This window comes from Bdellovibrio sp. HCB-162 (assembly GCF_047344985.1).
GTDB lineage: Bacteria > Bdellovibrionota > Bdellovibrionia > Bdellovibrionales > Bdellovibrionaceae > Bdellovibrio.
In genome coordinates this window covers 2,917,800-2,940,759 of the sequence record NZ_CP178861.1, presented here as the reverse complement: position 1 = coordinate 2,940,759, position 22,960 = coordinate 2,917,800, and the positions used below count along the sequence as shown (strand labels likewise).

Genomic DNA, 22,960 nt, shown 5'->3' with positions numbered 1-22,960 from the left:
GTCCCTCTCTGGGACTAGCATATGGGTGTGATGGAAAATACACCGCAAAACGACGAATTTCTTCCTCCTGGTCCTCAGGAGTTTAAAAAACGACGCCGCGAGATTTTATTGGTTCTTGTGGTGTCGTTTCTTTTTGGTCTTCTCACATGGTTTGAGATCCGTCTTTTTGCAACAAGCCAGCAGCTTCCGTTTGTTCACAGTATCTTCTTCTTTGGACTCGTAAACTTTAATATCATCCTACTTTTGCTTTTGCTTTTCATGATCTTCCGCAATGTCGTGAAAGTTTTCGTGGAAAGACAAGGCCGAGTTTTCGGAAGCAGTCTGAAAGCAAAACTGATTGCAGCCTTTGTGACCTTCAGCTTCGTTCCGACGGTGCTGATGTTTATTATCTCGGTGTTTTATATCAACTCGAGTTTTGATAAGTGGTTTAGTGCGAAGATGGCCGGCGTTTTAAAAAGCTCCATCGAAGTCACGAATGCTTATTATTTTAATGCGAAGAAAAAGAACTATCACTTCGCCCATCAGATTGCTGATGCGATTCGTCCTTTGAAAAACCAAAACGAGATTAAAAATAAAATTGATCATCTAAGAAAAGAATTTAGCTTAGACGCAGTTGAATACTACCCATCGCTTTTTGGAAAGCGTGCGGTGGTGTCAGCCGAAGACGATACGGTTCCGACGGTTCCTGCGGTGTCGCTTGAATTCTTGCAAAAAGGAATCAAGCTTCAAGCGGAAGCCAGCATCATCCATCAATTCGGGGATGGAAACTTAGTCCGCGTCATTGTGCCCGTGCAAGAGGGCGCTGAAAAAGGCGCTGTCGTTGTATCAAGCTTCTTGCCGTTGTCACTTATTTCTAAAATGAATGACATCTCGACGGCCTATGATGAGTTTCGCGATATCAATCCGCTCGAGTATCCGCTAAAGTCCATTTACTTATACATCCTGGTCTTGATGACCTTTGTGATCTTGCTTGCGGCGACTTGGTTTGGATTCTATCTAGCGAAACAACTTTCCATTCCGATTGTGCAATTGGGACGCGCGACAAGACGAGTTGCGGGTGGGGACTATACGCCTTTGCAAATTCAAGCCGGCTCTGAAGAGATCAACGATCTGATTTCAAGTTTTAACTCCATGACTGTGACTCTTGAAAAAACATTGGAAGAACTGGATCAGCATGCGCGCTATACAGACACAGTTCTTAAGAACGTCAGTGCTGGTGTGATCTCTGTGGATGAAATGGGACAGGTCACGACGATCAATCGTCATGCGGCTCAGTTATTAAAGATTGATGCTGAAAAATACATAGGAAAATCGGTCCGTGATCTTTTGACGTTAGAGTACTTCAGAACTTTTGCTGAATTACAGAAGACCATGATCGATCACAAGATTGAAAGTATTCAAAAAGAATTGCGTCTCAATATTCAAGGTGAGGCGTTGCCACTTCTGATGACTCTTTCCATTCTGAAGGATGAAAAGGGACATGAGATGGGTAAGATCTTGGTGTTTGATGATTTGACTCCGATTGCAAATGCGCAAAGAGCGGCGGCTTGGACGGAAGTGGCTCGTCGTATCGCGCATGAAATTAAAAATCCTCTGACGCCGATTAAGTTGTCAGCGGAACGTTTGCAAAGAAAGTTTGGTGCTTCGATCACCGATCCGGCTTTCAGTGAATGTACGACGATGATTGTGAAACAAGTGGACGGTCTGAAAAATCTTGTGAACGAGTTCAGTAACTTTGCTCGTTTGCCACAAGCGCGTCCTGTTGTTGCGAACCTCAACAGCGTTGTCGAAGAATCCATCGGGCTTTATCGCCAGGCGCATCCGCAAGTTCGTTTTGATTTTAAGAAAGACGAAGAACTACCGGATTTCAAATTTGATCCGGATCAGATCAAGCGCGTTCTTGTGAATTTGGTCGATAATTCGGTTTCGGCTGTTGCAAAAGAGCCACAGGCCACAGTGGAAATCGTGACTCGATACGACAAGGATATCAAAACAGTGCGTTTAACGGTGTCCGATAACGGGGAAGGTATTCCTGCGGCAGATCGAAGTCGCATTTTTGAGCCATACTACTCTACAAAAGAAGGCGGAACTGGGCTAGGCTTAGCCATTGTGAAAAGGATCATTGAAGACCATAATGGATTCATTCGAGCGACAGCCAATGAACCCAAAGGGGTGAAGATGGTGATCGAAATGCCTGTCAATGAAGTAGGTGCGTGGAAACCTGCTGGCGAATAGAAAGAAGGTTCCGGTGACGGCTCTAAATACTAAAATTCTTATTATCGACGACGAAGCTCCCATTCGTGATGTGTTGTCAGCGTCTTTGAAAGACGAAGGCTATCAAGTCGCTTTTGCTCACGATGGGGAAACAGGCTTGCAAGCCATTCGTGATTTTCAACCCGACATTGTATTCCAAGATATTTGGATGCCGGGGAAGTACGATGGTATTGAAGTTTTGACGATGGCTCGTAAAGAGTTTCCGCATTTAGAGTTCATCATGATCTCTGGACACGGAACGATTGAAACGGCCGTGAAGTCGACAAAACTCGGCGCCTGGGATTTTATCGAGAAGCCGTTGTCGATGGATAAAATTCTCATCACGATCACGAACATTTTAAGCTTCCAACAACAAAAAGAAGAGAAAGTTCTTTTGTTGAACAAACTTCGTAAATCGATCGCATTGATCGGTGAAGCTCCGTCGATTGTGCAAACAAAACAAATCATCGCACGTGTGGCGCCAACGAACTCTTGGGTTTTAATCCAAGGTGAAGCGGGCACAGGTAAAGAACTTGTCGCACAAAATATTCACTACATGAGTGCGCGTGCCAGCCGTCCGTTTGTGGAAATCAACTGCGGCGGAATTCCTGAAGATCTTTTAGAATCAGAAATCTTCGGAATTGAAAAAGGTGCGATGCCGGGTGTGGATCGCGTGAAAAAAGGAAAGCTTGATTTGGCTCAAGGCGGAACTCTTTATATCGCTGAAATCTGCGAAATGAATATGGCCGCACAAGCAAAACTTTTGAGCTACCTTGATGAAAAGAAATACTCTCGCGTCGGTGGTCATGAGCTGATTGAAAACGACGTGCGCGTGATTGCAGCGTCTTCCAAAGACCTTGAAAAAGAAGTGAAAGACGGCCGCTTCCGTGAAGATCTTTATTACCGCTTAAACGTGATTCCATTCCGCGTGCCGGCTTTGCGTGAGCACATGGAAGATATTCCGGTGCTTGTGTCCTTCTTCTCTGACAATGTTTCCAGAGAAAGCGGATATCCGAAGAAAGCGTTTTCGGAAAAAGCCATTGAGAAAATGATTTCCTACCAATGGCCAGGGAACGTGAGAGAGCTAAAAAACTTTATTGAACGCGTGTATATTTTAACTCCAAGTGAGTTCGTGGATGTGCACGATCTGCGTTTTGCGGGTCTTATCGATAAAGACGATGAGAAAGCCGTCGAGATGCAGGATCTTTCCACTTTCAGAGAAGCCCGCGCGCAATTTGAAAAAGAATATCTTTTGCGCAAGATTTCTGAAAACAACGGAAACATCAGTAAAACAGCGGAAGTCATTGGTCTTGAAAGAAGTTACCTTCACAGAAAGATCAAAGCCTACGGTATTGATACAAAAGACAACTAAGATGAAAAAGGTACCAGGTACCTTTTTCCCAGAAAGAGACTAGAAATGTCAGATACAGCTATTACGCCAACGCGTGCGCAAAATTATCCTGAGTGGTACCAACAAGTCATCGTCGCTGCCGACATGGCGGAAAATTCTCCCGTTCGCGGTTGCATGGTGATCAAGCCTTGGGGTTACGCTGTTTGGGAAAACATGCAAGCCGTTCTTGATCGCATGTTCAAAGACACAGGCCACGTGAATGCTTACTTCCCCTTGTTGATCCCATTAAGTTTCCTGGAAAAAGAAGCGGCTCACGTTGAAGGTTTCGCGAAAGAGTGCGCAGTTGTGACTCATCACCGTTTGAAAGGTGACGGCAACGGCAAACTTGTTCCAGATGGCGAACTTGAAGAACCACTTATCATTCGTCCAACGAGTGAAACTATCATCGGTCACCAATTCGCAAAATGGGTGAAGTCATACCGTGATCTTCCAATCTTGGTAAACCAATGGTGTAACGTGATGAGATGGGAAATGCGCACACGCATGTTCCTTCGTACGGCAGAATTCCTCTGGCAAGAAGGTCACACCGTTCACGCGACAGCGAAAGAAGCGCAAGAAGAGACTTTGCAAATGTTGGATGTTTATTCTGACTTTGCAGAGAACTACATGGCGATGCCTGTGATCAAAGGGATGAAAACGCCAGATGAAAGATTCCCAGGCGCGGTGGACACTTATACGATTGAAGCATTGATGCAAGATCGTAAAGCGTTGCAAGCGGGAACGTCTCACTTCTTGGGCCAAAACTTTGCGAAAGCTTCAGAGATCAAATATCTCAGCGCTGAAGGTAAAGAAGAGTTTGCATGGACGACGTCTTGGGGTGTTTCAACTCGCTTGATCGGCGGTTTGATCATGACTCACTCTGATGACAATGGTTTCATTGCTCCACCAAGAATTGCGCCTTTGCATGTTGTGATTATTCCAATTTATCGCAATGACGAAGAAAAAGCTCAGGTGCTTGAATACGTGCAAACATTGGCGAAAGATTTGAAACAACAAAATTATGTAGGCTCTTCAATCCGTGTGAAAATCGACGATCGCGATATGCGCGGTGGTGAAAAAGCATGGCAGTACATCAAGCAAGGTGTGCCTGTGAGAGTCGAAGTCGGTCCTCGCGATATGGCTAAAGGCGAAGTTTTCGTAGGCCGTCGCGACCGTGGTCCGAAAGAAAAAGCGTCACAAGCTAGAAATACGTTTGTTGAAAATATCGGAAATCTTTTGCAAGAGATCCAAGACGGTCTTTTCGAAAGAGCTAAAAAATTCCGCGATGACAACATCAAGCGCATCACAAACTTGCAAGATTTTGAAAAACACTTTGCAGGCGATGAAGCTTCTGCACCAGGTTTCGCGATGGTTCCATGGTGTGAAGAGGGTATTGGTCATGAGCTTCTTGCGAAACTTAAGGTCACTCCACGCTGTATCCCATTAAAACAAGAGCCTGTGCAAGGAACTTGTATCTTCTCTGGAAAACCAGCAACGAAGTGGGTTTTGTTCGCGAAATCTTACTAAGAAGAGATATAAATTCAAAAATGGAAAGCCTGCGCGAAACCGCAGGCTTTTTTTATTTCACACAGCGGACATTTACGTCAGCAGCGTATCCAGCCCAGCCCCAAGGGCCGTCAGCTCGCAGCTCAGAGACAGAGTTCATTGTCCGGCAATAATTTGCGGCATCGACAAGTTTCATTTTATTGGAGCTTTCCGACGACACCATTTCGGAGCCGGAAAGAGCGAGACCGTTTGCAGAGGCGTGTGTAGGAATGGCAAAAAGAAGTGCGCAGAAAAACGTGCAGGAAGTCACCAGCGAAATTGTTTTCATAAAAACCCCCTTGCTAACAAGACTGCGTCTGATTTGCCGAAAAGGGTACTTTCATTCCTGATATTTTAGGCGGGGCCAGTGTTAGAGGACTATTCGCGGGGAGTGTCTTGTCCCTGGAAGAAATAGCGAATTCCGATGGCGATTCCATATTGATCAGAAAACTCATCATGCTTTTTTGTCAAAGCCCACGAGTAACGGCCCTCGGCCACCAAGGCATAACGGCCGCGGTTCCAAAGTTCCGTTTGCAAACCAAAATCCAATCCGGTTTCTGCATTTTCTTCGGCATAAGTGGCAACGGCATTTCCTTGAGGAAAAGTATTGAAGATTTTTTCGGCATCTCCCAAAGGATAGGAAGTGTAAAGGGACATGGAGCCACTTAACCAGGGTTTGAACCAACGGCGATAACCTGCGGAGACGTGAACGACTTGTGATTTTTCTGCCACCGTGTATCCACTGTCGCGACGATAGAATATTTTATTCATGAAGATCGTCGTGATCTCAAAACTTCCACGATCATTGACATCACCCAAAATCACCCAATAAAGGCCGCCGGAATCGTAGCTCGTTCTTGCCCCTTCGCCATCATAGTTTGTTTTAAAAATGTAGGGAGCTAAGATGGTATGGACATTGCCCCTTTGCGGTGAATAAGCTTGGGCTGATTTCGCAAAAGGAAAAAATAAAATAAAGGACAAAATAGCAAGAATCAGTTTACAGTAGTCCATGTAAGGAGATTAAATTTTGAGCGGGAAAATACAATCAAAAAAGCTCCAAGTCATGCGGAGGCTCACAGTCCTTTTGTGCTTCTTTGTGGCAGGTATTTCCGCTCCCGTGGAGGCAAAGGAATATCTCCTTGATCATGCCGACCCGGAGGCTCCTGAAAGCTTTGAACAATCCATGATTCGCGGAAATATTTCCGTTGCCCAATGGTTCAATGGTGTGGCCGATGGTCTTGATTTGTTTTTAGCCGGTGAACGTTATACCAAAAAGCCCAATGAAACTTCGGTGACATTGGAGTCTTCGGGTTTCTACAACGAGGCCGACGGAGCTTCAGGCGCAATCAACTTTAATGTTGATTTACGTCTTCCCAATGTTGAAGAGTACTGGCAGCTGACGTTCACGAGTTACGATGAAATGGAAGATCGAAGCGCGAAAACCAGATACTTGCGGCAAACACCGAGAGAAAGAAATATCGGTGCCTCCGTGGGGCTTTTTAAAAAACTCGGTGAAGTCAGGACCTCTTTCCGCCCGCGCATCGCTTTTGAAGGAACTCCTGCGATTTCTCACTCGCTTAAATTTGAAAGTGTGGCGGAACGTCGAAATTACAGGATCAATCCAGAACTTGAATTTTATGCGACTCCAAGTAAAGGCGCGGGACTGTTTCAGTCTCTGAACTTTAATTGGGAATTAACAAAAATGTATTCCGTCACGCTTATCAACGAGGGCGACTATCAAAGTCGCCCCCATATTTACACCGTGACGAATGGTATATCCTTGGGACAGCAGTTTAACAAAAGGATGTCGCTGGCCTACAATACATTTGTGACTTCCATCAATAGACCGAACTATCAGTTGGATGCTTACAACTTCTCCGTGACATGGCACCATGTCGTTTATAAGAAAATTCTTGAGTACAGAGTGATCCCCAACCTGGATTTCGCGCAAAAACGCAATTTTGCCATGAACCCAGGAGTCAACGTCAGTATCGATATTAACTTCTAACATGTTGTCTTTTTCGGCGAAGTTCCTACAGTAAAAGAACTCAATAACCAAAGGAGAGACTGAATGAAGTTCTTATTACTCTCGTTCTTTTTATTTGTTCTTTCTTTGCAGGCCGCCGCAGTGGATTTACAGGCTCCAGAGGAGATTTCGGAAGCTTTAGGTTTACCACAGACCCGATATACTGCTCAGGTGCGAAGTCTTGCGGAGTTTCAACAAGTCGAAGCGATGAATATTTTTTCAGAGTTTCCGATTGTTTTAGTCATCAATAAAAAAGCTTCCGGACCGGGAGCGCAACGAATGAAGGTATATGAATACGGAAAGCTCGTCGCAGAATGGAAAACTTCCACAGGACGAGAGCGTTGGGAAACAGCGAAAAGTGGGAGAACTTATTTTACCGGCACACCGACCGGTTACTATTATCCCTATGAGTTGATCCGCAATGGTTGGTCTGAAACTTGGGATGCACCAATGGATTTCAGTGTTTTCTTTAACGGTGGAGTCGCAGTGCACGCCACGACTTCCAATCATTACAGTGAGCTCGGCTATCGCGCTTCGGGAGGATGTGTTCGTTTGCATCGTAACAATGCCTCTTATATTTACGAAAGAATTCTGCAGGAGGGCCGCGGTCTGGTGCCGATCATTAATCAAAGTGGCATAGTCTCTCGCGATCGTTACGGGCGTCCTTTGCGTGCCGTAAAGTGGAGAACTTTGATTGTTGTCGAAGACATTTAATTAAAGCGCCGAACGAGCTGTCTCGATCACCAAGATGCCACTTAGCGTGTCTTGGTGATAGGTGGGAATGAACCAATGAAGCTGGCTAAATACATGGAGACGTTCCAACGTTTCTTTTTCACGAATTGAATGTTCTTTGAGATCAAGCTTCATTGAGGCCGGATTTTTCAAGAACTCCGTCACTTTTTCCGCCGTTGCTATGTGATCTTCTTCGTGTCTTTCGTAGAGATGATACCACTTACGGCAATAGAGATCTTCCAAAGTATAGCTGGAAAGTTCAAAAAAACGGAAACTTCTAAAAATTTGTAACTGTGACAGATTGTAGATCTCAACTAAATGATGGGATTCAATTAATTCAAGATCTTCTTGTTTTACTGAATAACCAAATTCTTTTAATGCCATTTCCGTCATCAGGCGGGTGTCCTTGAGAGTGCCGCCGGATTTCTTCACATTGGTGCAGATTTGGTAATAAGTTTGGAGGTCACGAATGACGTCCTCTTGTTCATTGTCTGAAAGCATGCCGAAATACGGCAGAGATGGTTGGGCATAAGGACGAAAGAGAATCCCTTCTTCAAAGATCAACGCCGCGGTTTTTTCGCTAGAGGCTTTAAAACTGTCAATTCTATTTTGGTTGTTCTTTGTTATCGTCATTGCAGTGCCATCATACTGGACGTTGGCAGATTTAACAAACTAAGATAAAAAAACTTATGAGCACGACACTGATTGAGGAATTTAAAAAACACCATGATATCTCGCCTGACGGGACGGCGTTTTTAACGGAGTTAGAGACGTCTATTGGTAAAGATCTTTGGTTGAGTGCTGGTGGTCATTGGGCAGAAATTTCGATCGCGAAATTTCGTCGTGTCGCGATGGAAAAGTTGGCGGCGGAACTGCGCGGAAATTCCGTGGATTCTTATAAGAGTGCGTGGACAGAGGTTGTCCGTGACTTTCACGATAGCTTTTGGGGTGAACACCGTCTTGCCAAAAAAGAAAAAAAGCCTCGCACCGAAGAGCAGATCATTTTTTGGGAACTGTTTTCTTATATCTGGATTCTTTTACAGGCCTTATTCATAGTTAAAACTTTGATTTTTTATCTGGGACTTAAATCTGCTCAAGAGGGCACCACCGACGGAAAGATTTCTGTGGCCCTCGCGATTTTATTTTCTTTTGTTTCTCTTGGATGGTTTGCCTACCGTAAATCCAAAAATTCAAAAAAGGACTGATGCGAATGAAGTTTGTAGCGTGGATTGTTTTAGGCATTTTCCTGGGGCCTTCACTTTTCAACCTGAATATGCCTTCTTGGTTCTCTTTAGTTTCTCAGGCGGCGGGCGGGGTGTTTTTATTTTTTGCGGGCTGGGAAATGCGTTTTTTAAATCTCAAAAAAGATGCGCGTTTTTATGCTCTTGTTTTTATCGGTTCTTTTATTATTCCATGTGTCTTAGGTTATTTTTTGTTGGGCCAGAAAATGTTTCTGGCTTTGGCTATGGGAATTTCTGCATTGCCTGTAGCCATCCAGCTTCTGAAGGAAAAAGGCCTTTATGGAACTCTTCTTGCGAAGCGGACCATCACGCTTGCAAGCCTTTGCGACATCTGTCCCTGGCTTATTTTGATTTTTCTTTTGCCCCAGCAGGATGTTAAAGCATGGATCATCAGTCATTGGGTTGTGCTGGCATTTTTCGTAGGGCTTGTGATCGGACGCTTTAAGACTTTGCAAACCACTTCGGGCCTACTTCATTTCCAAATGTGGGTGTTAGCACCTGTCTTTTTTGTGGGCCTGGGATGGAAGGTCGACATTGTTAATTTGTTCTCTTTGCCTGTGTTCTTAAGTTTGTTGGCTGTGGCCATCGTGACGAAAAGTTTGGGAACTTATATCTTTTCGCGCTGGGCAGGGGAGAGTCATCAAGGAGCCATGGATCTATCCATTCTTCTGAATGCCCGTGGAGCGATGGAGGTTTTAGCAGCACACTTTGCCTATCGTGCAGGGTTGATTGACGGAGCTTCTTTCGCAGGATTGGTATTAGTTGGGATTATTACTTCTTTGATGGCAGTTCCATTAGTTCGAAAAACTAAGGCGCCTCATTTAGAATCAATCGATAACTGCGCTGAACATTGTTGATAAGTTTGAGAATCGCGTTTCCTGGAGTTGCTGAAGCGCGGCCATCCGTAAGACTTGCGACAATCGCGTCGAGTTTTGTCGCAAAGCTCATTGGCAGATATCCATGTGCTCCTAAGATCCAGTCCGTCAGTAAAACAGAGGTTCTTCCATTGGCGTCAATAAAAGGATGAATGCTGACAAGCCAATATTGGCAAAGAGCGGCTTGGATCAACGGATTGGAATCTTGTTTAAAGTGCAGAATCTGTTCCTTGAAGCAACCAAGAGCCCTTTCCATATCTTCTAGAGGGCAGGCTTCAATCGGTCCTAGAAAAATTCTTTTATCACGTAGAGTGCCGTGGGAACTTCCTAGAAGAAGAGCATTGATTTGCGTGATGTCTTCCCAAGTTGGAAGCTGATCTGTTTGGATTTTTTGCGCAACATAGATGTTGGCTTGCTGCCAACTCTCGACGTCGCCTTTTTTGAGAGTGCCCGATGATTTCAGGCGAAAAGGTGCTAAACGCAAAAGACCTTCCTGCCATTTGTCAGCGGGAAGGTCTTCAGTTTTTTGACGGAGCTCTTCAAGAATATTCAACTGCTTTTGAATCTCAGTCGATTCAGAATCCGTGGGTTTTCTTGAAAGGCGCTCGACAAAATCAGACATTATTTTTCTACAGGTGCTTCAATCATTGGTACGTTGTATCCAAATGCAAGCCATTCTGACTTACCATCATTGTAGACGTGGTTGATTTCAACTTTTAAATCAGCTGCGATTTTCAAAGTCATGTTCGCAGTTTTGTTTGCCAGGATTTCCACTTCGTAGCTGTCTGCAGAACACAATGTTTGCGTCGAGTTGCAACCATAGACTTGATATTTGTTGCCGTTCTTTTTGTCTTTGTTGGTCATATCCAAAAGCACTTCGCCGTCGTCACCTGTCAAAGGCACGATTGTTTTGTACTGATGATCTTGATAGCTGTGCGTGTATTCATCGCTTTCAAAGTACAAAGAGCCTGTCATTTCACCATGAAGCAAGTTGCTGTAGGTCGGAGTCATAGGTTCTTGTTGAAGGTACAAGTAGATGTGCCCCAGAATCACTTCGCCTTTGTCATTTGTGTGACGGGCTTGAAGGTCCAATTTTAATTTGAACGTTTTTGCAAATTGCTGCTCAACGATTGTGGATCTTGCAAGGGCCTGTTGCGGAAAGCTCACTGTGCTTGCCATACCTGCAGTCAAAGTCAATACGCTCGCTAAAAGTTCCTTTTTCATAAAAAACTCCTTAGAGGGGGGATGTTGGGTTTCGGGAGTCTTATACACCATAGGAACTAAATATAATAATAGAATAAAAACATTTAATATATACAAATTTGATATATATTAAAGACAGGCTTTTTAGACGAGGTTGGTGATGCTCAACTGGAATTTCCTGGAAACTTTTGTGGTGCTTTCCGAGAACTTAAACTTTAGCGAGACGGCTAAAATCCTCAATACGGCGCAACCCGTGGTCTCACGGCAAATTAAAATGCTGGAGGAGAATTTAGGATATGCTCTCTTCCTGCGTTCCAAGAAAAGTGTGGCGTTGTCTCCAGAAGGCCTGGAGTTGAAGCGCAAACTCGGGCCTCTTGTCGAAGAAATCAAAAGAGTTCTAATTTTAGACAGAAGTGAAAATAGTACTCTCTTGAAAATCAATATCCGTATGGGAAGCATGTACGAGGCCGGGCAGCTTTTGCTTCTTCCCAAGGTCGCCCAGTTCTTGGAAGTTCACCCAGAGTCCACGATTCACGTCTCATTGATGTCGACATCCTTGGTGAACGACCAAGTTGCCAAGGGAATTCTGGATTTTGGATTTGTCTATGAGTTGAGTGAGCGCAAATCCGTGAAGGCCTTTGCGGTGACTCAGGATATTCCTGTCATGATTGCAGACAAGAAAGTCGCGGCAAATTGGCGTAAACAGGAGCGATATAATTTTATCGGTTACCGCGAGAATGATCTCTATTTAAAAGGATTTCTAGAGAGACATTTAAATAAAACAGAGATGTCCAAGGTGCGCTATCTTTCCAGCGTGAACTCTCACGGGGCGATCATCGACTTGGTTCGCAAGCAGCATGGAATGTCAGTGATTCCAAGAACTAGCGCAGTTCGGGCGGTGGAAAAAGGATATGTGGAAATTGTTGAACAGGATAAGAAGCCGCAGACTCTTTATTTGATTTGCCACGAACAAATATTAATAGATAAGCGTAAAAAGGTATTTCTGGATTACTTGTTAAAGCAGTTCAAAGACGCGAAGAGTTGAATTGTTAGGATTGTGTTAGGGCTCTTGACCAAACTCTGTCACGATCGATAGCCTTGGCCATCCAATCATAACTTTTGAGAGAGAGTAATGGCTCAGCGAGTGTTCTTAGAATCATTCTTAAGGAAAAAATCGCTCTACTGGCCTCCGTCGGGAGGAAGTCCGGGGGACAAATCCCGACTCAATACCCTCCGTGTATCCGAATACCCGAAGTGTCTGCAAAATTTGAATATCGATATTAATAAATCAAACGGCGTCCATGTGACGCCGTTTTGTTTTTTCAAGGGAGTGTAGCCGATGTGTGGAGTTGTTGGTCTGATCGGTGAAGAAAAAGCAGGCGAAAAACTCTATCCCGCATTATTTGCTCTTCAGCATCGGGGGCAGGACGCCGCGGGGATTCTTAGCTATGATTTTGAACGCTCGCAGTTTCATCTCGAAAAAGACTTGGGATTGGTCGAAGATGTTTTCAGCTCCGAGCGTATGCAGCGCCTTAAAGGTTCCATGGCATTGGGACATACGCGCTACTCGACAATTGGCACCGTTGATAAAGAAGATTTGCAGCCCCTTTTCTTAAGTTATCCTTATGGTATCGGCATGATTCACAACGGAAACGTCACTAATTACGACGAAGTTGTGGATTACCTTCGCAACCGCAAACTGCGTTGGACCTTCAGCCGCAACGATCTTGAAATTCTTTTGCACATGACCGCCGTGGGACTCGCTTCACGTAAAGAATTGCAAAACATCCCGGAAAACTTGGCAGCATCAATAAAAGAACTCTTAGAGCAAGTGCAAGGTGCTTACAGTGCCATCGGTATGTTGGCAGAACAGGGCATGTTTGCTTTCTGTGATGCCAATGGAATCAGGCCATTGCTAATTGGACGAAAGAAAAAAGGGGATAAGTACAGTTACTGTTTTGCCTCTGAAAAACAGGTTTTCTTTGGGTTGGGATTTGAATACTGGCGCGATCTGCGTCCTGGAGAGTTAGTTCTCGTCGATCGTGATCTCAATCTTCACTCGTTCTTATTAAGTGAGAAAAAAGCCCGTCCTTGCATGTTTGAATGGATCTATTTCGCAGGATCAGAAACCGAATGGCATGGCCGTCCTGTCTATGAAGTTCGATTGAATCTAGGAAAAATTTTGGCGGAAGAATGTATCGCCAAGGGTCTTGATGTCGATGTGGTGGCTCCCGTGCCAGACACATCACGAGCGGCGGCTTGTCGTTTGGCTGAAGTTTTAGAAAAACCTTACCGCGAAGTTCTTATTAAAAACCGTTATGTGCAACGCAGTTTCATCGTCAATCAACCGGAATTGCGCAAGATGATGGTGAACTTAAAACTTTCTCCGGTGGAAAGTGAAATTCGCGGTAAAAAAGTTCTTTTAGTCGACGACAGCATCGTGCGAGGCACGACTTCAGCTCGCATCATTCGTCTTCTTCGCGAAGCAGGCGCTGAAAAAGTTTATCTCGCTTCGACATGTCCTCCGATTCGTCATCCTTGTTTTTATGGCATTGATTTCCCTGAAGGCGAAGCTCTGGTCGCTCATAAAAAAAGCGAAGAAGAAGTGGCGAAAATTCTTGAGGTCGATGGTCTTGTGTTTTTGCCATTAAATCGTCTGAAAGAAGGCATTGGTCTTAAGGATCTTTGCAGTGCTTGTTTAGACGGTGATTATCCCGTTCCAGTTTCAACAGAAAAGTTTATGAAAACCCGCAAGACAAATATCGGCGGTGATGGAAAAAATGAGGTGCCTCTATGAAGATTCAAGTTCTTTTTGGCAGTGCCAATGATGAACGCGTGTATGGTCCTTTATGTCGCTCTTTGGAAAAATGTGGCGAAGTAAAAATGGAAGTGGCATCTGCTCACAGAAATCCTGATCGAGTTCATGAAATCGTAAAGGGCTGCGGAGCCGATGTTTTTGTTGCAGGGGCGGGTCTTGCGGCTCACTTGCCGGGAGTGGTGGCTTCGTTGACGGATAAACCCGTTTTCGGAATCGCGGTGAACGGAGCTTTTGCGGGACTTGATTCATTCCTATCTATCGTACAGATGCCCAAAGGTGTTCCTGTGATGGCGGTGACGGAAGAAAACGCTGGCAGCATAGCGGATCTGCTTCTCCGTTGGAAAAATCTTCCGTCAGACAAAATTTATCTGCATTGGAATCGCAATCTGGAATCTTATTCGCCGATTCAAAAAGCTCTTGATGAAATTCAAACTCAAAGCGGTGTTGAAATTATTTGGACGGCAGCTCAAGAAGATCGCTGTGTCGGAGAAATCGTGAGCCCTTGGGAGCTTCCTAAAGTCAATGGACTCAACTTATTCCTCTGTGAAAAAGAACAGCTGACAAGCTCCAACCTCGCTTTGGATTTCTTTGCTAAAGCCCGTCACGCCGGAGCATGGGTCGGAGCCAACAATATCGGAAACTTTGTTCTGCAATGGAAAAAACTTGTCGAGACAGGAAAAAGCGCATGGAACTAATCTACAAAGGTTCAGTCAAAGATCTTTATAAAAACGAAGCCCATCTGGTTTTTCAATACAGCAATCGTTATTCCATTTTCGATTGGGGAGAGATGCCGGATGAAGTTCCCTATAAAGGAGAAGCCTTGGCCTCCATGGCAGCCTCCTTTTTCGAATACTTGGCAAAAAAAGGAATTCCGTCGCATTTTATTTCTTCCGTCGCTGCCAACGCGATTGAAGTGCAATCGGTCAACGTCCTTCGTCCCAAGTGGATTGAGGGCAGATACGATTATTCCATTTATGAAGACGTTCCCACAAACTGTCTTGTTCCATTGGAAGTGATCTTCAGAAAACACCTAGGACAAGGAAATTCTTTAGAAGGACGTCTTAAGAAAAATCCTGATTATCTTGAAGATTTGGGTTTAGAGACAATCCCCAGTGGAGAAGCCAGCTTCACCCCGCCACTGATTGAGTTTTCAACAAAGCTTGAAAGCTCGGATCGCTATTTAACTCGTCAAGAAATCGCGGAAATGGAAATTCTGTCTCACGAAGAATTACGAAACCTGCGTACAGAGACACAAACGGTGGCGATGGAGCTTGATAAGCTCTTTGCTTCTTTTGGCGTGAAGCTGTGGGATGGAAAATTAGAATATGCATTTGGAAACAAAGGACCCTCTGGAGCACGGACGCTCCTTCTTGTTGATTCCATTGGTCCTGATGAATTGCGTTTAACTTATGAAGGCTTGCCTCTATCTAAGGAGTTCCTGCGTCAGCTTTATCGCAACACTTCTTGGAGTGATGCTGTCAAAAAAGCCAAAGACCTGGCGCAAGAAAGAAAAACTCAAGACTGGAAATCCATCTGCGCGAAGGAATTAGGAGAAACGCCGAAGTCCTTATCTAAAGAGCAGATTGAAGTCAGTTCCTTGTTGTATCAAGCCTTGGCAAATGAAATCGCATCGCTTGTTGGAAGAAAAAAACCGTTCTCGGAAGAATTCACTTTAAAACTTTGGCATCAAAAAGCGCAGAAGGTTTTGGAGAAGTCTTTATGAAAATCGTCGTCGTCGGAAAAGGCGGAAGAGAACACGCTCTGGCAAAAAAACTCAAAGAATCTTCCTTAGTGACAGAGCTTTGGGTGTGTCCGGGAAATCCTGGTATGGCTCAAGCGGGCATTTCTTGTGCGCCTTTTGAAAGTCCTGAAATGATCGAGAGATTTTGTCTTGAAAATAAAGTCTCTTTGGTTGTAGTGGGGCCCGAGGCGGCGATTCTTTCGGATTTAAAAAAGAATCTGGAGGCGCAAGGCATTCCTTGTTTTGCACCTTCTAGAGCTGTTGCGGAACTGGAGTCTTCGAAACTTTTCTGTAAGGGGATTCTTCACGATGCACAGGTGCCAACAGCTAAATGTGTGGTGAGTTACACAACGGCAGATGCAGTTCTCGCCGTTGAAAAGCATGACTTCTCATCGCCTTTAGTTGTAAAAGCCGACGGTCTTGCGCAAGGCAAGGGTGTGTGGGTTTGTGAAAGCCGCGCAAAGGCTGTGGAAGCTGTCGAAACATTGGGAACTCAGTTTGGATATCCTCTTTTGTTAGAGGAATGTCTGATCGGAAAAGAACTCTCTGCCTTTGCCCTGTGTGATGGCAAAGACTTTGTGTTGTTAGGAACGGCTTGTGATTACAAGCGCATCACTCCAGATCCATTCAGTGCTAACACTGGCGGAATGGGAGCCTACAGTCCTTGTGATTTTATTTCTCAAGAAGACGAACAAACTATCCGTGATATTTTCGCCAAGACTTTGACATGTTTAGAGGCAAAAAAAATGCCTTATCAAGGGTTTCTTTTTGCAGGTCTTATGAAAACGGATAAGGGAATTTATGTTCTCGAATACAATGTGCGTATGGGAGATCCTGAAACGCAGGCATTGCTTCCAAGAATCAAAACGGATCTTTTAAAATTGATTGTATCTGCCGTGACTCACGAACTTAAAAATCAAGCGTGTGAACTTTCTAAAAAGGCGTCAGTTCATGTCGTGGCTGTGAGCCAAGGTTATCCGCAAACACAAATGCTTTTAGGAAATCCTATTTCATATCCAGAAAAAGCAAATTTGGTGTCGGACCTTTACTTTGCCGGCGTGAGTGAAAAACAAAATCATCTCGTCAATTCTGGCGGTCGTGTTTTAGGTGTTACCGCCCTTGCAGACTCCATACAAGCGGCTCGCGCTCAGGCCTATCAGGATATGCGTAAGATTTCTTTTGAAGGCATGTATATGAGAGAGGACATCGGACTATGAGACCTCCGCGTATTGCCATTTTTGCTTCAGGTAAGGGTTCTAATGCTATGGCTTTGATTCAAAAAGCCAAGATTTTCTCTGAAGGGAAAGTCGATATTAGTTTTGTTCTTTCGGACAAGAAAGACGCTCCTGTTTTAGAGAAAGCAAAAAACGAAGGCCTACGCACGTACTTAGTTCCTAAGAAAGCTGACAAAGAATCTCATGAAAAAGAGATCCTCGGTCTTTTGCGTGAGCATCGCATAGACTGGATTTTTCTTGCGGGATATATGCGCCTTTTGTCGGCCGATTTTTTAAAGACATTTTCTGACTGGCACAATGGTGCTTCTCAAGTCGTCAATATCCATCCGTCTTTGCTTCCCGCTTATCCCGGAGTGGACTCTATCGTGCGCGCTTTTCAGGATGAAGTACCTCTGAGTGGAGTTAGTATTCATCTGGTGGATGAAGGGATGGATACAGGATTGATTTTAGCGCAAGAATCTTTGGTGCGAAATTCCCAAGATTCTTTAGAGACCTGGGAAGCGCGTATTCATGAATTAGAACATCGTATGTACACAGGCTTTCTTGAAAGCCTTGCGACTCTGCAAAGAAAGACCGTTTATTTTCAGGAGAATCCGTAATGCAAAGAATATCTGTGCGAAGTCTCTATGACCACAGTGCCGAAAAAGCTCTTAAAAAAGCGTTTGAAAAAGAAGCTCCCATTGCGGATTTACGATTAAGACGTGTGTACTGGCTCCTGGAAAAAAAGCCCGGTTTTGGAAAAGAACTGCGTTTGGATTCATTGATGGATAAAATCTTCTTTGATCCGATTGCTGAAGAAATCCAACACGGTTTTGGTCCCTTTAATGAAACGGCGACTTATGTTGAAGTTCGTTTCTTAGCGGGAGTGACGGACAATCTCGCGCGCTCTGCGACTGAAGCCTTAATGCTCTTTGCACCGGGGTTTCAACAGTCGTGGCAAGAGTTTGGGATTGAAGCCCACAGTGGTTGGGAAATCGAAATTCATGGCGATTTTTCACAAAAACAGATTGAGAAGGTTTTATTTCAATCACTTGCAAATCCATTGCTCAACAAAGTCGAAAGCCTTCGTGGAACAGAGCTAAAGAAAAACAATCCCTGGCAGAATTTTCAGAAATTCTGGCAAGCGCCACAAATGGAAAAGCGCGAGCTTCTTCTGTTTGATTTAAAAGTGGATGTCTTAAATAAAATCAATCAAGAGCGTGGACTGGCTTTGAGTGATGAAGAAATTCAAACAATCATCGCGCATTTTTCTTCTGCGGAAATTCAAAAGGAAAGAGCTCATCTAGGTTGGAATGGCAAGATCACCGAGGTGGAACTAGAGTGTCTTGCGCAAACCTGGAGCGAACACTGCAAGCACAAGATTTTTGCTGCCGAAGTGGAATACTCTGAAGAGTCAGGCAGCTTTCCTGCTCTTGGTGAAAAAAAGATCACAAGTCTGTATAAAAGCTATATTCAAAAAGCGACCAAAGACCTTGAGAACTGCGGTTACCTGGTTTCAGTTTTTAAGGACAACGGTGGTATCGTTGACTTCGATAAAAACGTAAATATCTGTGTGAAAGTAGAAACACACAACAGTCCCTCGGCTCTAGATCCCTTTGGCGGTGCCTTAACAGGAATCTTAGGTGTGAATCGCGACATTCTTGGGTGTGGTTTAGGTGCTAAGCCCATTGCGAACACCGATGTTTTCTGCCTTTCTAAAAAAGATCTTTTCCCAAGCGCTGATTCACCAAAAAGACCCGAGCTTTTGAAAGATCCTGGCGTTATCTTCCGCGGGGTTCATCAAGGTGTCGAAGAGGGCGGAAATCAAAGTGGCATTCCAACCATCAACGGAAGTTTTTATTTCGCGAGTGAATTTGCAGCAAAGCCATTAATCTTCGTTGGTTCTTTGGGCGTCATGCCAAAAACGGTGCAAGGACGTCCCTCAGAGAAAAAAGAAATTGCGCCCGGAGATTTGATCGTTGTTGCCGGAGGACGTTTAGGAAAAGACGGAGTTCACGGTGCGACATTTAGTTCTTTGGCATTGCACGACCAAGTCTCTTCAAACGTTGTGCAAATCGGGGATAGCATCACGCAAAAACGTCTTTTGGATTTCACTCTGCAAGCTCGTGACCAAGGCTGGATTCAAGCTATTACTGATAATGGGGCAGGTGGGGTCAGTTCTTCTATCGGGGAGATGGCACAATTTTCCGGCGGCGCTCGCATGGATTTAAGCAAGCATCCGCTAAAATACGGAAATCTTGAATATTGGGAAATGCTTATCAGTGAATCGCAAGAACGCATGTCTTACGCCGTGAAACCAGCGCATCTTAAGCAATTTCTCGCTTTAGCGCACGATATGGGAGTTGAAGCGAGCGTTCTTGGTGAATTCACGAATAGCGGGATTTTCGAAGTTCACTATGCCGAAACACCTCTTGCGTCTTTGGAGCTTCATTTTCTTCACGAAGGTTTAAGTCGAATGAAGTTAAAAGCTCATTTTGACGGTCCGAAAATCTATCAGGAATATCATCGTGAAACGCCCAAGAAAAAAATGCCTGAAGCGACGGCAGAAGGTCTTTTGACGGCCCTGAAGCAAGTGATGGCGTCGCCGAATGTAGCTTCACGTGAACCTATTGTTCGTTACTACGATCACGAAGTTCAAGGTGCCACTCGCCTTAAACCTTACGGCGGAATAACTCAACAAGGTGCCAACGACGCAGGAGTCATAGATCTTGCCGTTCATGGTGGCGAAGAAAACAATGCCGTTGCGGTTTCAAACGGCCTTTGCCCACAATACTCATACTATGACACTTATTTGATGGCGCAAAAAGCAGTGGATGAAGCTGTCAGAAACCTGGTCGCAACGGGAGTAAATCCATCACGTATGGCTTTGGTGGATAATTTCTGCTGGCCTGATCCTATTGCAAAGCAAAGCAACCCCGATGCTTCTCACAAAATGGCGCAATTAGTACGTGCGTGTGAAGGACTCTACAATGCGGCTCAGTCTTTCAAGGCTCCGTTTGTTAGTGGTAAAGACAGCATGAAAAATGACTTTATCGGTAAAACAAAATCAGGAGACACCGTCAAAATTTCGGTGCCGCCGACATTGTTAGTGACAGCCATCGGTCAAATTCCTGACGCGCAAAAAACAACTCCGGGATTTTTTCAAAAAGCAGACGATGAAATTTATGTTCTCGGAACTTTGACACAGAGTTTGTGCGGATCCGCTCTCGCACAAGAATTTACCGAAGAACAAACGCTCAACCCTGAATATCCGGATTTGAATGCGAATGCGGCTCTTTATGAAAAAATCTATCAGGGCATTCAAAAAGGATATCTTTCATCCTGTCATGACATCTCAGAAGGCGGTTTGATGGGAGCATTGGCAGAGTCTTGCTTCGGGAATGATCTCGGTGCGGATGTAGATCTCACCGCTCTGACGTGGAATCAATTATGGTCTGAAACAGGGTCCATGTTTATCGTCAGTGTTCCACCAAATCAAAAAACGTCTTTTGAAAATCATTTTAAAGGACATGTTTTGCATTTAGGAAAAGTCACAGACTCCTCTCAGCTTAAGTACAAATTTGCCGGGGAAGAAATGCGAACACCGTTAAAAGACATCCAAACTATTTGGGCTCAAGGAGTGCAAAATGTCTATGAAGCCTAAGTTCTTAGTCCTCTGGGGCGACGGAATTAACTGTGAAAACGAAACTTCGCGCGCGATTGAGCTTGCTGGTGGTGAAGCGTGCAAAGTTCATGTAAATGAACTTTTAAAAAATCCGCAGAGTTTGCAAAACTACCAAGCAATGGTTTTTCCGGGAGGATTTTCTTTTGGCGATCATTTGGGGAGCGGGCAAATCCTGGCTCTGAAATTAGAAAATACTTTGAAAGCGGAATTACAAAATTTCGTAAAAACGAAGCCGGTTTTAGGAATTTGTAACGGCTTTCAAACTTTGGTGCGCTTGGGCCTTCTTCCGGATGCTGATTTTCAAAGAAGCTGTGCTCTAGTAAAAAACGAACAAGGACATTTTATCGACCGTTGGGTGGAGCTGGAAAGAGATGAAAAATCCCCTTGTGTGTGGACGAAAACACTCCCTCAAGATTTTGTGCTTCCCATTCGTCACGGTGAAGGCCGTTTCGTCTGCCAGGATGAAAAAACCTTGAACCGTCTTCAGGCAAATCATCAGACCGTTTTAAAATACAAAGAAAACGTGAATGGTGCAGCAGCGCAGATCGCCGGTGTTTGCGATGCTTCCGGTTTGGTATTTGCACTCATGCCGCACCCCGAAGCTGCTCTTCATGATTGGCATCTGCCTTTTGAAGGCAAAGCATGGGGTTTGGAGTTTTTTAAAAGTGCCGTGAATTATTTAAGGAGTGAAAGATGACATCCATTCGCAGAGCTCTTTTGAGCGTCTCTGATAAAACGGGTTTGCTTCCTTTAGCAAAAGCTCTGGCTGCAAAAAACGTAGAACTCATCGCCAGTGGTGGCACAGCAAAAACCTTGATGGAAGCAGGACTTAAAGTCACACCGGTAGAAACTTTAAGTGGCAAAGGTGAAGCCTTTCAAGGCCGCATGAAAACCATCAGCTTTGAAATCGCTTCGTCACTTTTGTTTCGTCGAGAGGACCCGCAAGATATTGAACAAGCCGCTAAGCTTGGTATCAGTCCGATAGATTTGGTCGTTGTGAATTTATATCCATTTCATGAAACTCTAAAAAAACAGGCGGGCTTTGAGGAATGCATTGAGAACATCGATATCGGAGGCCCCACACTTCTACGTGCTGGAGCAAAAAACTTTCGTTCGGTGACAGTTCTTTGCGAACCTTCTCAATACGAAGAATTCCAAAAAGAATTCACAGAGAAAAATGGAACAACAAGTTTTGAGTTCCGTCAAAAATGCGCGGCTCGCGTTTATACCATGACTTCGTTCTATGATTTGGCTATCGCGGGCTTTTTAACTCAAAGCACAGGGGACGCTTTACGCTACGGTGAAAATCCTCATCAAAAAGCCTTTGTCATGAAGGATCCTTTTCAAGAAGGTCTCGCACACGCGCGTTCTCTTCAAGGTAAAGAGATGTCTTACAACAACTATCTGGATTCTGATTTCGCTCTTAAGACTTTGCAAGACGTGCACAATTGGCAGGGGAACAAATCTTTACCCACAGCCGTCGTCGTGAAACATAATACGCCTTGCGGATTGGCGATCGCAGAAACACCACTTCGCGCTTTAGAAAAAGCCTGGAAAGGTGACGAGAAAAGTTCTTTCGGCGGAATCATCGCTCTGAATTTCGCAGTCACAGAAGAAGTCGCCGCTTTCTTTTCAGAAAAGTTTGTCGAAGTGATTTTGGCTCCGTCTTTCGCAGAAGGCGCCCGCGAAAAACTAAAGAAAAACTGCCGGGTGATGGAAGTAAATCTGCAAACGAAACCGTCATGGAATGTGCGTTCTATTGAAGGTGGCCTCTTAGTTCAAGAACAAGACACCTTCGATCTTTCACAAAGCAAAGTCGCCACAAAAAATAATTTTGCCGAAGATAAAAAACATCTGGCAGGATTTGCAATGCTTGCCGTGAAAAACCTCAAGAGCAACGCCATTGCTTTGTGCCGCCAAGAAGGTCCTGAGTTTGAGCTTCTCACAATGGGTTCAGGTCAAACCAACCGCATTGATTGCATCGAAAAACTGATCACTTCAAGACTGCAGGATAAAAACATCAAAGACGTATCCGACGTGGTTTTAGCTTCCGATGCATTTTTTCCCTTTGCTGATTCGGTGCAAGTCGCAGCAAAACTCGGAGTGAAATACATCGTTCAACCAGGAGGCTCAGTCAAAGACAACGAGGTCATCGCCGAAGCCGACAAGCTCGGAATAGCCATGATGTTCACAGGCCGGCGCCACTTTCTTCATTGAGGTACGCCGTACCTTTTTGA

Annotated in this window: 21 protein-coding genes; 16 read left to right on the top strand and 5 right to left on the bottom strand. The window is 44.6% G+C overall.

What is annotated here, in order from left to right; genetic code table 11:
* Nucleotides 1–21 precede the first annotated feature (21 nt).
* Genes ACLSSO_RS14235 through proS form a run of 3 tightly spaced genes read left to right on the top strand, consistent with a single transcriptional unit; the run spans nucleotide 22 to nucleotide 5,170 of the window.
* Entirely contained in the window at nucleotides 22–2,235 is a 2,214-nt protein-coding gene (locus ACLSSO_RS14235) for an ATP-binding protein (RefSeq protein ID WP_413943206.1), read from the top strand.
* A 13-nt stretch (nucleotides 2,236–2,248) separates the two neighbouring features.
* Nucleotides 2,249–3,625 carry a sigma-54-dependent transcriptional regulator gene (locus tag ACLSSO_RS14230; protein WP_295904046.1) on the top strand — a complete coding sequence of 459 codons (1,377 nt, stop codon included), beginning with the start codon at nucleotides 2,249–2,251 and terminating at the stop codon, nucleotides 3,623–3,625.
* A 45-nt stretch (nucleotides 3,626–3,670) separates the two neighbouring features.
* Entirely contained in the window at nucleotides 3,671–5,170 is a 1,500-nt protein-coding gene (gene proS, locus ACLSSO_RS14225) for a proline--tRNA ligase (RefSeq protein WP_413943205.1), read from the top strand.
* A gap of 52 nt (nucleotides 5,171–5,222) precedes the next feature.
* On the opposite strand, the gene ACLSSO_RS14220 is transcribed toward proS, so the two are convergent.
* Together ACLSSO_RS14220 and ACLSSO_RS14215 are read right to left on the bottom strand one after the other, a co-directional pair.
* Nucleotides 5,223–5,477, bottom strand: coding sequence for a hypothetical protein (locus ACLSSO_RS14220; protein WP_413943204.1), 255 nt, complete (start codon nucleotides 5,475–5,477; stop codon nucleotides 5,223–5,225).
* Nucleotides 5,478–5,566: 89 nt separating this feature from the next.
* On the bottom strand, nucleotides 5,567–6,199 hold the full coding sequence (locus ACLSSO_RS14215; protein ID WP_413943203.1) for a hypothetical protein: 633 nt from the start codon (nucleotides 6,197–6,199) through the stop codon (nucleotides 5,567–5,569).
* Nucleotides 6,200–6,251: 52 nt separating this feature from the next.
* On the opposite strand from ACLSSO_RS14215, the gene ACLSSO_RS14210 reads away from it, so the two are divergent.
* Nucleotides 6,252–7,196, top strand: a complete 945-nt coding sequence (locus ACLSSO_RS14210; RefSeq protein ID WP_413943202.1) for a hypothetical protein — start codon at nucleotides 6,252–6,254, stop codon at nucleotides 7,194–7,196.
* Between the two features lie 63 nt (nucleotides 7,197–7,259).
* Nucleotides 7,260–7,928 carry a L,D-transpeptidase gene (locus ACLSSO_RS14205; protein WP_413943201.1) on the top strand — a complete coding sequence of 223 codons (669 nt, stop codon included), beginning with the start codon at nucleotides 7,260–7,262 and terminating at the stop codon, nucleotides 7,926–7,928.
* Here ACLSSO_RS14205 and ACLSSO_RS14200 read toward each other — a convergent pair whose 3' ends face one another.
* Nucleotides 7,929–8,579 carry a hypothetical protein gene (locus tag ACLSSO_RS14200; RefSeq protein WP_413943200.1) on the bottom strand — a complete coding sequence of 217 codons (651 nt, stop codon included), beginning with the start codon at nucleotides 8,577–8,579 and terminating at the stop codon, nucleotides 7,929–7,931. It abuts the gene before it with no gap.
* Between the two features lie 56 nt (nucleotides 8,580–8,635).
* Between ACLSSO_RS14200 and ACLSSO_RS14195 the strand changes: the two genes are divergently transcribed.
* A complete protein-coding gene (locus ACLSSO_RS14195; protein ID WP_413943199.1) occupies nucleotides 8,636–9,151 on the top strand; it encodes a hypothetical protein in 516 nt (171 codons plus the stop codon).
* A 5-nt stretch (nucleotides 9,152–9,156) separates the two neighbouring features.
* Nucleotides 9,157–10,044, top strand: a complete 888-nt coding sequence (locus ACLSSO_RS14190) for a cation:proton antiporter (protein WP_413943198.1) — start codon at nucleotides 9,157–9,159, stop codon at nucleotides 10,042–10,044.
* Here the strand turns inward: ACLSSO_RS14190 and ACLSSO_RS14185 are convergent.
* Nucleotides 9,995–10,684, bottom strand: coding sequence for a Fic family protein (locus ACLSSO_RS14185; RefSeq protein ID WP_295903928.1), 690 nt, complete (start codon nucleotides 10,682–10,684; stop codon nucleotides 9,995–9,997). The genes ACLSSO_RS14190 and ACLSSO_RS14185 overlap by 50 nt on opposite strands.
* Nucleotides 10,684–11,286, bottom strand: a complete 603-nt coding sequence (locus ACLSSO_RS14180) for a hypothetical protein (RefSeq protein ID WP_295903925.1) — start codon at nucleotides 11,284–11,286, stop codon at nucleotides 10,684–10,686. Before ACLSSO_RS14180 ends, ACLSSO_RS14185 begins: the two co-directional genes overlap by 1 nt.
* Before the next feature lie 139 nt (nucleotides 11,287–11,425).
* On the opposite strand from ACLSSO_RS14180, the gene ACLSSO_RS14175 reads away from it, so the two are divergent.
* The 9 genes from ACLSSO_RS14175 (at nucleotide 11,426) to purH (ending at nucleotide 22,940) form a co-directional block, all read left to right on the top strand.
* Nucleotides 11,426–12,310: a LysR family transcriptional regulator gene (locus ACLSSO_RS14175; RefSeq protein ID WP_295903922.1), complete on the top strand. Its 885-nt coding sequence runs from the start codon at nucleotides 11,426–11,428 to the stop codon at nucleotides 12,308–12,310.
* 294 nt (nucleotides 12,311–12,604) lie between these two features.
* Nucleotides 12,605–14,062, top strand: coding sequence for an amidophosphoribosyltransferase (purF, locus tag ACLSSO_RS14170; RefSeq protein ID WP_413943197.1), 1,458 nt, complete (start codon nucleotides 12,605–12,607; stop codon nucleotides 14,060–14,062).
* Nucleotides 14,059–14,778 (top strand): AIR carboxylase family protein, encoded by a 720-nt coding sequence (locus ACLSSO_RS14165; protein ID WP_413943196.1) that lies wholly within the window; start codon nucleotides 14,059–14,061, stop codon nucleotides 14,776–14,778. The genes purF and ACLSSO_RS14165 overlap by 4 nt, the downstream gene beginning before the upstream one ends.
* Nucleotides 14,769–15,806 (top strand): phosphoribosylaminoimidazolesuccinocarboxamide synthase, encoded by a 1,038-nt coding sequence (locus ACLSSO_RS14160; protein WP_413943195.1) that lies wholly within the window; start codon nucleotides 14,769–14,771, stop codon nucleotides 15,804–15,806. Before ACLSSO_RS14165 ends, ACLSSO_RS14160 begins: the two co-directional genes overlap by 10 nt.
* A complete protein-coding gene (gene purD / locus ACLSSO_RS14155) occupies nucleotides 15,803–17,041 on the top strand; it encodes a phosphoribosylamine--glycine ligase (RefSeq protein WP_413943194.1) in 1,239 nt (412 codons plus the stop codon). Before ACLSSO_RS14160 ends, purD begins: the two co-directional genes overlap by 4 nt.
* Nucleotides 17,038–17,658: a phosphoribosylglycinamide formyltransferase gene (gene purN / locus ACLSSO_RS14150; protein WP_413943193.1), complete on the top strand. Its 621-nt coding sequence runs from the start codon at nucleotides 17,038–17,040 to the stop codon at nucleotides 17,656–17,658. The genes purD and purN overlap by 4 nt, the downstream gene beginning before the upstream one ends.
* On the top strand, nucleotides 17,658–20,702 hold the full coding sequence (locus tag ACLSSO_RS14145) for a phosphoribosylformylglycinamidine synthase subunit PurL (protein WP_413943192.1): 3,045 nt from the start codon (nucleotides 17,658–17,660) through the stop codon (nucleotides 20,700–20,702). Before purN ends, ACLSSO_RS14145 begins: the two co-directional genes overlap by 1 nt.
* Nucleotides 20,686–21,420, top strand: coding sequence for a phosphoribosylformylglycinamidine synthase subunit PurQ (locus ACLSSO_RS14140; protein ID WP_413943191.1), 735 nt, complete (start codon nucleotides 20,686–20,688; stop codon nucleotides 21,418–21,420). The genes ACLSSO_RS14145 and ACLSSO_RS14140 overlap by 17 nt, the downstream gene beginning before the upstream one ends.
* Nucleotides 21,417–22,940, top strand: coding sequence for a bifunctional phosphoribosylaminoimidazolecarboxamide formyltransferase/IMP cyclohydrolase (gene purH / locus ACLSSO_RS14135; RefSeq protein WP_413943190.1), 1,524 nt, complete (start codon nucleotides 21,417–21,419; stop codon nucleotides 22,938–22,940). Before ACLSSO_RS14140 ends, purH begins: the two co-directional genes overlap by 4 nt.
* Nucleotides 22,941–22,960: the final 20 nt, after the last annotated feature.

Excerpts from the sequence above, each read along its gene's own strand:
- ACLSSO_RS14235 (WP_413943206.1), top strand. The coding sequence starts at position 22 with ATGGGTGTGATGGAAAATACACCGCAAAACGACGAATTTCTTCCTCCT.
- proS (WP_413943205.1), top strand. The coding sequence starts at position 3,671 with ATGTCAGATACAGCTATTACGCCAACGCGTGCGCAAAATTATCCTGAG.
- ACLSSO_RS14220 (WP_413943204.1), bottom strand. The coding sequence starts at position 5,477 with ATGAAAACAATTTCGCTGGTGACTTCCTGCACGTTTTTCTGCGCACTT.
- ACLSSO_RS14215 (WP_413943203.1), bottom strand. The coding sequence starts at position 6,199 with ATGGACTACTGTAAACTGATTCTTGCTATTTTGTCCTTTATTTTATTT.
- ACLSSO_RS14210 (WP_413943202.1), top strand. The coding sequence starts at position 6,252 with ATGCGGAGGCTCACAGTCCTTTTGTGCTTCTTTGTGGCAGGTATTTCC.
- ACLSSO_RS14205 (WP_413943201.1), top strand. The coding sequence starts at position 7,260 with ATGAAGTTCTTATTACTCTCGTTCTTTTTATTTGTTCTTTCTTTGCAG.
- ACLSSO_RS14200 (WP_413943200.1), bottom strand. The coding sequence starts at position 8,579 with ATGACGATAACAAAGAACAACCAAAATAGAATTGACAGTTTTAAAGCC.
- ACLSSO_RS14195 (WP_413943199.1), top strand. The coding sequence starts at position 8,636 with ATGAGCACGACACTGATTGAGGAATTTAAAAAACACCATGATATCTCG.
- ACLSSO_RS14190 (WP_413943198.1), top strand. The coding sequence starts at position 9,157 with ATGAAGTTTGTAGCGTGGATTGTTTTAGGCATTTTCCTGGGGCCTTCA.
- ACLSSO_RS14185 (WP_295903928.1), bottom strand. The coding sequence starts at position 10,684 with ATGTCTGATTTTGTCGAGCGCCTTTCAAGAAAACCCACGGATTCTGAA.
- ACLSSO_RS14180 (WP_295903925.1), bottom strand. The coding sequence starts at position 11,286 with ATGAAAAAGGAACTTTTAGCGAGCGTATTGACTTTGACTGCAGGTATG.
- ACLSSO_RS14175 (WP_295903922.1), top strand. The coding sequence starts at position 11,426 with ATGCTCAACTGGAATTTCCTGGAAACTTTTGTGGTGCTTTCCGAGAAC.
- purF (WP_413943197.1), top strand. The coding sequence starts at position 12,605 with ATGTGTGGAGTTGTTGGTCTGATCGGTGAAGAAAAAGCAGGCGAAAAA.
- ACLSSO_RS14165 (WP_413943196.1), top strand. The coding sequence starts at position 14,059 with ATGAAGATTCAAGTTCTTTTTGGCAGTGCCAATGATGAACGCGTGTAT.
- ACLSSO_RS14160 (WP_413943195.1), top strand. The coding sequence starts at position 14,769 with ATGGAACTAATCTACAAAGGTTCAGTCAAAGATCTTTATAAAAACGAA.
- purD (WP_413943194.1), top strand. The coding sequence starts at position 15,803 with ATGAAAATCGTCGTCGTCGGAAAAGGCGGAAGAGAACACGCTCTGGCA.
- purN (WP_413943193.1), top strand. The coding sequence starts at position 17,038 with ATGAGACCTCCGCGTATTGCCATTTTTGCTTCAGGTAAGGGTTCTAAT.
- ACLSSO_RS14145 (WP_413943192.1), top strand. The coding sequence starts at position 17,658 with ATGCAAAGAATATCTGTGCGAAGTCTCTATGACCACAGTGCCGAAAAA.
- ACLSSO_RS14140 (WP_413943191.1), top strand. The coding sequence starts at position 20,686 with ATGTCTATGAAGCCTAAGTTCTTAGTCCTCTGGGGCGACGGAATTAAC.
- purH (WP_413943190.1), top strand. The coding sequence starts at position 21,417 with ATGACATCCATTCGCAGAGCTCTTTTGAGCGTCTCTGATAAAACGGGT.